This is a genomic window from Mycobacterium sp. RTGN4 (assembly GCF_033804635.1).
In the GTDB taxonomy this organism is placed as follows: Bacteria; Actinomycetota; Actinomycetes; order Mycobacteriales; family Mycobacteriaceae; genus Mycobacterium.
The window spans coordinates 174,048-182,345 of sequence record NZ_JAPZLB010000013.1 but is presented as its reverse complement, the minus strand read 5'-3'; the positions used below and the strand labels follow the sequence as shown (position 1 = coordinate 182,345).

General features: G+C 65.7%; 8 protein-coding genes. 2 read left to right on the top strand and 6 right to left on the bottom strand.

Translation table 11 applies throughout. From position 1 onward, the window contains the following. Nucleotides 1-57 precede the first annotated feature (57 nt). Nucleotides 58-768: a fasciclin domain-containing protein gene (locus tag SLQ30_RS25110; protein WP_319449491.1), complete on the bottom strand. Its 711-nt coding sequence runs from the start codon at nt 766-768 to the stop codon at nt 58-60. A 120-nt stretch (nt 769-888) separates the two neighbouring features. Then, on the bottom strand, nt 889-2,163 hold the full coding sequence (locus SLQ30_RS25105) for an MFS transporter (protein WP_319449490.1): 1,275 nt from the start codon (nt 2,161-2,163) through the stop codon (nt 889-891). A gap of 82 nt (nt 2,164-2,245) precedes the next feature. Here SLQ30_RS25105 and SLQ30_RS25100 point away from each other — a divergent pair, with 82 nt between their 5' ends. After that, nucleotides 2,246-3,202: a GlxA family transcriptional regulator gene (locus SLQ30_RS25100; protein ID WP_319449489.1), complete on the top strand. Its 957-nt coding sequence runs from the start codon at nt 2,246-2,248 to the stop codon at nt 3,200-3,202. A 7-nt stretch (nt 3,203-3,209) separates the two neighbouring features. On the opposite strand, the gene SLQ30_RS25095 is transcribed toward SLQ30_RS25100, so the two are convergent. From SLQ30_RS25095 to SLQ30_RS25080, 4 genes are read right to left on the bottom strand one after another with little or no spacing between them, the layout of a single operon-like run. Beyond that, nucleotides 3,210-3,788 carry a TetR/AcrR family transcriptional regulator gene (locus tag SLQ30_RS25095; protein ID WP_319449512.1) on the bottom strand — a complete coding sequence of 193 codons (579 nt, stop codon included), beginning with the start codon at nt 3,786-3,788 and terminating at the stop codon, nt 3,210-3,212. A gap of 19 nt (nt 3,789-3,807) precedes the next feature. Beyond that, entirely contained in the window at nt 3,808-4,737 is a 930-nt protein-coding gene (locus tag SLQ30_RS25090; protein WP_319449488.1) for an SDR family NAD(P)-dependent oxidoreductase, read from the bottom strand. Then, complete coding sequence (locus SLQ30_RS25085; RefSeq protein WP_319449487.1) at nt 4,737-6,209, bottom strand: acyl-CoA reductase; 1,473 nt, start codon at nt 6,207-6,209, stop codon at nt 4,737-4,739. Before SLQ30_RS25085 ends, SLQ30_RS25090 begins: the two co-directional genes overlap by 1 nt. Continuing rightward, nucleotides 6,206-7,639: a hypothetical protein gene (locus SLQ30_RS25080; protein ID WP_319449486.1), complete on the bottom strand. Its 1,434-nt coding sequence runs from the start codon at nt 7,637-7,639 to the stop codon at nt 6,206-6,208. Before SLQ30_RS25080 ends, SLQ30_RS25085 begins: the two co-directional genes overlap by 4 nt. Nucleotides 7,640-7,731: 92 nt before the next feature. On the opposite strand from SLQ30_RS25080, the gene SLQ30_RS25075 reads away from it, so the two are divergent. Then, nucleotides 7,732-8,256, top strand: a complete 525-nt coding sequence (locus tag SLQ30_RS25075) for a gamma carbonic anhydrase family protein (RefSeq protein WP_319449485.1) — start codon at nt 7,732-7,734, stop codon at nt 8,254-8,256. Nucleotides 8,257-8,298: the final 42 nt, after the last annotated feature.

Genomic DNA, 8,298 nt, shown 5'->3' with positions numbered 1-8,298 from the left:
GCGCTTTTCGGAGTTGAGACCCGAAAAGCGCGCCGAAATCGCTGTCTGGAAGGTGGGTCAGCCAGCCGGGGCGGGTGCGGCCGAGCTCGTCGGGCTGGCCGGGGCCAGCGGCTTGCCCGTGTTGTCGAAGGACGTCTTCGGCGTGAGCGGCTCGGGCGGAGCGTCGGGGTTCAGCACGTGGTCGACGATGTAGATGCGCGCGTTGCTGGCCTGGATGCCACCGCAGATCACCTTGGTGTCGTCGTTGACCTTGATGTCGCCATCCTTGCCCTTGATCTTGATCTCGTTGCCCTGCTGCGTCGGGCGCTGGCCTTCGACGTCGCCGGGCCCGAGCAGGCCGAGGAAGGCGTGGTAGTAGTCCAGCTTGTAGAGCGCAGCCGGATCGGCCTTGAGGTTCGCCACCTGGGCGGGATCCAGGGCGGCGAACGCGTCGTTGTTCGGGGCGAACACCACGTAGGGACCGTTCTCCAGCACCGGGATGACGTTCACTTCGGGATTCCATCCGCCGGAGGCGGCCGCGGTGAAGGTGCTGAGCGATGGGATCGACGCGAGCGCCTTGCCCAGCGGCATGGTGCTGAGGCTCGTCAAGTCCAGACCGGCGGTGGCCAGTTCGGCCTTCACGGGGTCGCAGTTGCCTTGTGGCTGCGCCACCACCGGTGCCGGGGGCGTCGTCGGATCGGCCTGGGCGGTGATCGCGATCGGCACCGATACGGCGATGGCGGCGACTGCGGCGGAAACTCCCAAGGCTCGGCTGGTGCGAGTCTTCACGTTCTGCTCCTCAACTGTTTCAAGGGCGCCGTCCTGAGCCCGACCATCTAGGCGGCGCCGGACGAATCGTATGTGCTGGGATAACGAATGGGCAAAGCCATGGTCGGCTGGCAACGTGGTTCAGGTGGTACTGACCTGGACATTTCGCACGTTCAGGCAAAGCAGCGCGGCAAGCACACACAGCCCCGCGGCCAGGTAAAAGGCCAGGTCGTAGGTGCCCTGCAGGTCGCGTAACCAACCGGCGCCAGCGGCGGCAACGGCAGCGCCAAGCTGATGGGCCGCGAACACCCAGCCGAACACCACCGGGGAGCGCGTGCCGAAGTAGTTTCGGCAGAGCACGATCGTCGGTGGCACGGTGGCAACCCAGTCGAGCCCGTAGAAGATGACGAATACCCAGGTGCCCGGCTCGGTGTGAGGGGCGAGCAGCGACGGCAGCAGGAGCAGCGAGCCGCCACGGCCCGCGTAGTACACGACGAGCAGGAGCTTTGGGTCGACGCGGTCGGTCAGCCAGCCGGAGCAGATGGTGCCGGCGACGTCGAGCACGCCGATCGTGGCGAGCAGGCCGGCCGCGACCGTGCTCGGCATGCCGTGGTCGTTGGCCGCTGGGATGAAGTGCGTTCCGATCAAGCCGTTCGTGGTGGCCCCGCAGATGGCGAAGCTGCCGGCGAGCAACCAGAACGCGGGTACGCGGGCGCCGATTCGCAGCCCGTCGAAAGCTGCGCGGAAACTGCCGGTCGGCAGCGGCGTGGGCACGGACGCCGTGGTGGCCCCGTAGGCGGTCAGCCCCTTGTCCTGCGGGTAGTCGCGCATGAACACGACGACGAGCGGCACCACGCTCAATGCGGCCGCCGCCACGATCAGCGCGGCCCAGCGCCAGCCGTGTTGCGTCGTCACGGCGGCGACGACTGGCAGGAAGATCAACTGACCCGTCGCGCTGGCCGCCGTCAGTACGCCGGTCACCAGGCCGCGACGCTGCTCGAACCAGCGCGTCGACACGGTCGCGACGAATCCCATCGAGATCGAGCCCGTGCCGACGCCCACCAGCACGCCCCAGAAGACCACCAGCTGCCAACTGGCCGTCATCGTCAGCGACAGTGCCGAACCCGTCGCGATCAAGAGCAGCGCCGCCGACAGCACGCGCCGCACGCCCAGCCGGTCCATCAGCGCGGCCGCGAACGGAGCGGTCAGCCCGAACAGCGTCATGTTCACCGACATCGCGAGCCCGACCGTCCCGTGCGACCACCCGAACTCGTGGTGCAGCGGATTCATGAAGACGCCGGGCACCGAGCGGAAGCCCGCGGCACCGAGGATCGCGACGAAGCTGACGGCGGCCACCACCCAGGCCCAGTGGAGGCGGGGGGCGCGCGTAGTCCTGGTGGCGGCTTCGGCGGTCACCCGACGAGCATCGCGGGTCGACCGGGCAGCGGACCAGTGGCATGAATGACACTATTCGTTAAAAACATGCCAAAATGAACGCGTGCATCGCGTCGCCGTTCTGTTCCTGCCGCCCGTCGTCGGCTTCGATGCGGCGATCGCCCCGACGCTCCTGGGCGCCGCAGAGGACGAGCGTGGAGATCCGCTCTACGAAGTGATCACGTGCGGACTGACCGACGACCGGGTCCCGGCGACCAACGGCTTCGACGTGGTGCCCGCCGCCGGCGCCGAGGTGCTCGCCACTGCCGACACCGTCGTCATCCCCGGCACGCGGTATCCACCCGCTCGCCACGACGGGGTGCTGGCGCCGGACGTCCGCGCCGCGCTCGATTCGATCCGGCCGGGTACTCGGCTCGTCTCGATCTGCACGGGGGCCTTCGTGCTCGCCGCGGCGGGACTGCTCGACGATAGGCGCGTCACCACCCATTGGAAGTACGCCGACGCGCTGCGCAGGCTCCACCCGAAGGTTCGGGTCGACGAGAAGGTGCTGTTCGTCGACGACGGCGACGTGCTCACGTCCGCCGGGCTCGCCGCCGGAATCGACTTGTGTCTGCACATCATTCGCTCCGATCACGGTGCCCAGGTGGCCAACGCCGTCGCGAAGTACTGCGTCGTGCCGCCGTGGCGGGAGGGTGGGCAGGCCCAGTTCATCGACCGGCCGCTACCGACGGCGGACGACGCCTCGACGGGCGCCACCCGCGAGTGGGCATTGAGTCACCTCGGCGAGGACCTGACGGTCGAGCGACTCGCCAGACACGCGAACATGAGTCCACGGACGTTCAACCGCCGCTTCCGCGAGGAGACGGGACAGGCGCCGGGCACCTGGGTGCGCAACCGCCGGATCGATCACGCCCGTGAGTTGCTCGAGTTCCGCGACCTCGCCGTCGACGAGGTGGCGAGGCGCTCCGGGCTGGGCTCCGGCGGCAACCTGCGACACCATCTGCGCAAGGGCGTCGGGATGTCACCGACGAGTTATCGCAAGGTCTATCAAGGCGCTTGACGATCGGTCAGCTGCCGACGGGGGCTCCTACCAACAGATCGGCAAGTGCGACGGCCAAGGCGTGCAAGCCAGTTTCGAGCGAATACGTCTTGTCGACAGTCCAATTGACGATTCCGCCGACCAAGGACCCGACGATGATGTCGGCGAGTGTCTGCGGGTCGTGGCGGACGGTGACCTCTCCACGTGCCACGCCGTCCTTGACGAGTTCGAGAAACGTGTCATGAAGCGCGGACCCGCGTTGGAAGCCATTGCCGGTGCAAGCCAGCATCTCGCCGATCACTTCGCGGTAGGCGTCACTCGATTCGACTAGTGCAGCGGCGATGTCGTCGAACAATCCGACCAGGCGGGCGGGGATCGGCTCGGATGCCCGATCGAAGACGACATCGTGGAGGTTGAGCAGACGTCGTTCGGCGAGCGCGCGCATCATGTCCTGCCGGGTGGCGAAGTGATTGAAGAACGTGCGATTAGCCACGTCGGCGCGCTCGCAGATGTCTTCGATCTTGGTGGCCGAAACGCCTTGGACCAGAAAGAGGTCGAAGGCCGCGCCAAGAATCCGGTCGCGGACCTCGACCTTGCGCCGGTCCATCCTGTTCACCGCTGCGAGCCTAACGTGTGCTGCTGTCGCATAGCTGGTCCGACAGGTTCCAAAGGGCCAACGCGTGCGTCGCGTCGACTGCGTAGGGCGCCACGTCGTCGCGAATTCGGCAGTCCGCGAGGTACACGGACCCGACGTCGGCCAGTTCCTGGCTCGTCGCCGCCCACACCTGGGTCGCCGCCCCGTACTCGGCGGTGGTGAAGTCACGACGTACGTCGATCGTCTGCTCGCTCGGCTGTGTCGGCCCGAGTTCGCGCAGGCTAGCGAAGTCATCGCGGGTCATGTGGCGGGCCAGCGAGGTGGCGACCACGCCGGGGTGGACGGCATACGCACGGACACCGCGGTCGCGCAAGCGTCGGTCAAGCTCGGTCACGTGCAGCACATTGGCGGTCTTGGATGCGCCGTATGCGGCAAACTTGTCGTATTCGCGGCGCTCCCAGTTCGGGTCGTCGAGGTCGACGTCGCTCAGCCGGTGCCCGTCGGACGAGAGGTTCACGATCCGGGCCCCCTCGGCCGCAACCAATTGCGGTACTAGCAGCCTGCTGAGTTCGAAATGACCCAGATGATTTGTACCGAACTGCATTTCGAAGCCTTCGGTCGTGCGACCGAACGGCGTGAACATCACCCCTGCGTTGTTCATCAGTACGTGGATCGTGGAGGTGATGTCCGAAATCGTCGCGGCAGCAGCACGAACGCTTTGCAGCGACGTCAGATCCAGCTGCACGCTCGACGTCCGGGCACCGGGAACCTCAGTGCAGACCCACCGTGTCGTCTCCGACAGCGCAGCGGCGCTGCGCCCCGCAAGGACGACATGCGCCCCGGTCGTCGCGAGTGCCCTTGCGGATTCGCGCCCCAACCCGGCCGTGGCGCCGGTGATGACGCAGGTCTTGCCGGTCAGATCGACGCCATCGACGAGCGCCAGCGCGGTGGGGGAGTTCATCACAGCTGCACCGCTGGCTCGCCGAGCCGCCACAGTGGGATCACCACGTCAGGATCGCAGGTCTCCTCCACGATCCACTTGCACATCCGGCGCATGGGTTCGATCGCGTCTTGCGGAGCCGCGATCGGTACGCTGCAGGCATAGCCGAGACTGGTCAGTCGTTGCGCTCCGAACAGCGGAAGCGTGTCGCGCAGTTCGTGTTTCAGCGACTCTGGATAGATTCCGATCGTCTGGGTGTAGGCGGTGACCGCTTCGGTGACCTTGTCGATGTTGTCGACCGGCACGATGTTGGCCACTCGCCCGGACAGCATCGCGGAGTAGTCGACCGGCGAGTCGAACTGCGACACGATGACTGCACCTTCGCGCCGCTCACCGCCGATCACCCGGTAGAAGTCCTCTGTCATCCGCGTCGCTTCGACATGTTCGTATAGCTCCCGGTTCGGCTGCGGCGGTGGCGTACTGACGAATGCGGGCAGCCGCATTAGCTCGTCGTAGATCAGTTCGCCGAGCTTGTTGGCATTGGCGATGCCAGCCGGATCGGTCCCGGTGAGCGCGTAGACGACGCGGGCATTGGCGCAGCCTTCCTGGTTGGCCACCCCGATGTCGACGGCGGCGCGGCGCGCGACCTCGCGCATCGTTTCGTCATCGCCAAATGCTTCTCGCCCGATGATCGTCGCGCTGCGTTTGGGGTCGAGCGCGATCAGCTCCAGGCCCGGCTGGATGTAGCGGGTGACGTGCTTGACCGATCCCAAACCTCCCCAGGCCACGATCTTTTCGACATGCTCGGGCCGGTACAGCCGTTCCTCGATCGCGTCGTCGCCACCCTTCCAGTAGGCCACCGCCAAGTGTCTGGTGATGGGGTGGTTCGGGGCGACGTCGGCCAGCGTGCGGGCGATCGCCACGGCCGTCAGCGGGTCGTTCGACGGTGCCTTGATGATCGCGTCGCATCGCGTGATCACCGAACGCAGGATCGTCACCGCCGAGACCAGGCCGCCATTGCCTGCGGGTATGTGCACAACGCGCGATCCGAATGCCCGTACCCGCAACTGGCGCCCGTCGCTCTGCGCGTGGGGTACCCAGCCGTTGAGGTAGTCGAGCCCGACCTGGGTCTCGGCGAGCTCGAGCACGTTGGTGCGCGAGAAGAGTGGCGGCAGAATCCGATAGCTGTTCTTCAGCATCTCCGGCGGCAAGGGGTTTGCGAGCACTGCGGCTTCGTACGCCTCTTGCAAATGCGGGTTCGTGTCGAAGCTCAGCGCGTTGCCGAGTGCCTCGAGCACGTCCAGGATCTCGTCGAACCCGACGTCGTTGAGGTCGGCCATCGCCATCGGAGTCGGCAGCGGCAGCCGCTCGACGTAGCGCGCCATGTCGGGCGCTTGGAATTGTGTTGCGCCACTGCGTGTACCGAACGGGACGAGATCGTCGGTAATGACCTCGCCGCGCAGGAAAAGTGGAACGGTGTACGCGCTGCTCATGACTCGAACGCCTTCATGAAATCGACTGCCTCGTTGTGCACCTCGTGGGTGGCGGCGCACGTGATGCGGTCGTCGTCGACGCCCTGCTTCTCGCTATAGCGGATGATGTCGTGTTCGAACGCAACGCTGGTCTGGCCGCATGGGCAGTGCAGATCCCAGTCGATCGTGACCTCGTCGCCGGAGATGACGCCGCCCCAATGTGCTTTGAGCAGCACGTCGTAGACGGCCGCTCGGCCGGTCTGCCGCCCCGTGCGTGGCAGCGGTTCGCTGGTGTCCGGGTCGAGTACGAACGGGATCACCCACGGTTGAACGTGGTAGCGGCCCTCGCTGCAGGCCCAGTGGAACGCACTCTGTTCCGAGAAGCCGTAACCCTCCTGGATGCGGTCGACGCCGAGGAACTCGTGGATCACGTCCATGTAGTCGTCAGGCAGTACGACGCCCTTGTTTCCGCCACCCGTGAGGATCGCGGAGTCCTTGGCGAACACTCCCGAGATGCCGCGCTCAAGGCCGGCCTTGGCGACGTCGTACATCAGGCCGTAGGTACCGATCATGAATACCCGCTTCCCGCGGAGCTTTTCGGCGATGGTGGTGAAGAAGTTGTCGAGGTCTTCCGGCTGCCGGGCCTGCATCGCGATGAACTCGTCCTTGCGGGCGGCCAGCGCCGGGTCGATCACCAGCCGGTCGAGCTCGCCGCGCGACGCGGCGGCGCGCATCTTCGATGCCAGGAACATCAGGTCGGTGTCGATGGCGTCCGGGTACAGCGCGTGGAACTTGCGCTCATCGTTGCCGGTGAAGCCCTGCTTGATCATGTTCGCGATGCGGAGGTGGCCCAGCTTTCCCTTGGCGTAGTTGGGCCAGATGACCTCGACGGCGGGATTCAACTGCTCGAATGTTGGTTCCTCGCCAAATGTCTGGAACAGGCAGATTTTCCACAGCTGCATACCTTCGCGCGCACCGTGCTTGTCCTTGGGGATGATCGAGAGGGTGCCGGTCGTACCGCTTGAGGTGATGACCTCAAGCGGGGTCTGCTCGTCAAGGCGGTCGATCCAATCGTCGATACCGTTGCAGCCGTTGGTGTCCACGTTGCTCAGGTCGTGACTGGTCAGTTTGTCGAGCCACTTCGTCATCAGATCGAAGCGCTTGTTGTCGATGAGCACAGCCGGGTAGGACTTGAAGGCGGTGTGGGAGAAGAACAGCGGGACGACGTCGTTGAATTCATCAAGGGCCGTCACGCCCAAGCGGTCGGCCAGCTTGCCGACTAGCTCGATGCTCTTGCGATGTTGATCGAACCGAACGGCCATCGCCTGACGCTGGAGTTGCTCCAACTCGTCGCGCGGAATTCTGTGCATCCGAGTCAGTGACTCCCGGAAGTACGCGATCGGATCGTCCATGAACTGCTCGACCGTCACCATCGACTGCGTTGTCGTCATGCCAGAGCACACTACGACTAGATGCAGTCAACTGCAATAGTGCTGTTGAATGCAAACCGGCTACACGTGACCCCGCGGCTACCATTTCGGCCATGCCCGAGCCCCTGATCAAGGCCATCAATGGCCGTGCCCCCGAACTCCACGCCGATTCGTGGGTCGCGCCGAACGCCACCGTGCTCGGTCCCGTGATGCTCGGAGCCAAGGCCAGCGTCTGGTACGGCACCGTCCTTCGCGCCGAGTTCGAACCGATCACCATCGGCGACGGCTCCAACCTTCAGGACAACGTCACCGTTCACGTGGATCCGGGCTTCCCGGCCACCATCGGAGCCGGAGTCAGCGTTGGCCACAACGCCGTATTGCACGGCTGCACCGTCGAGGACGGATGTCTGGTCGGCATGGGCGCGGTGGTGCTCAACGGCGCCCTCATCGGAGAAGGATCGCTGATCGCGGCGGGCGCGGTGGTCGCTCAGGGCGCCGTCATTCCGCCCCGGTCGCTGGTCGCGGGGGTGCCGGGGAAGGTCCGTCGCGAGCTCTCTGACGACGAAGTGGCGCAGAACCGCTTGAATGCCCAGGTCTACGAGCACCTGAGCGAGATGCACCGCACGTCGGTCGATTAGTGCGCCGCACTGTGATCGATTAGCGGCTGCGCGGGTACATGC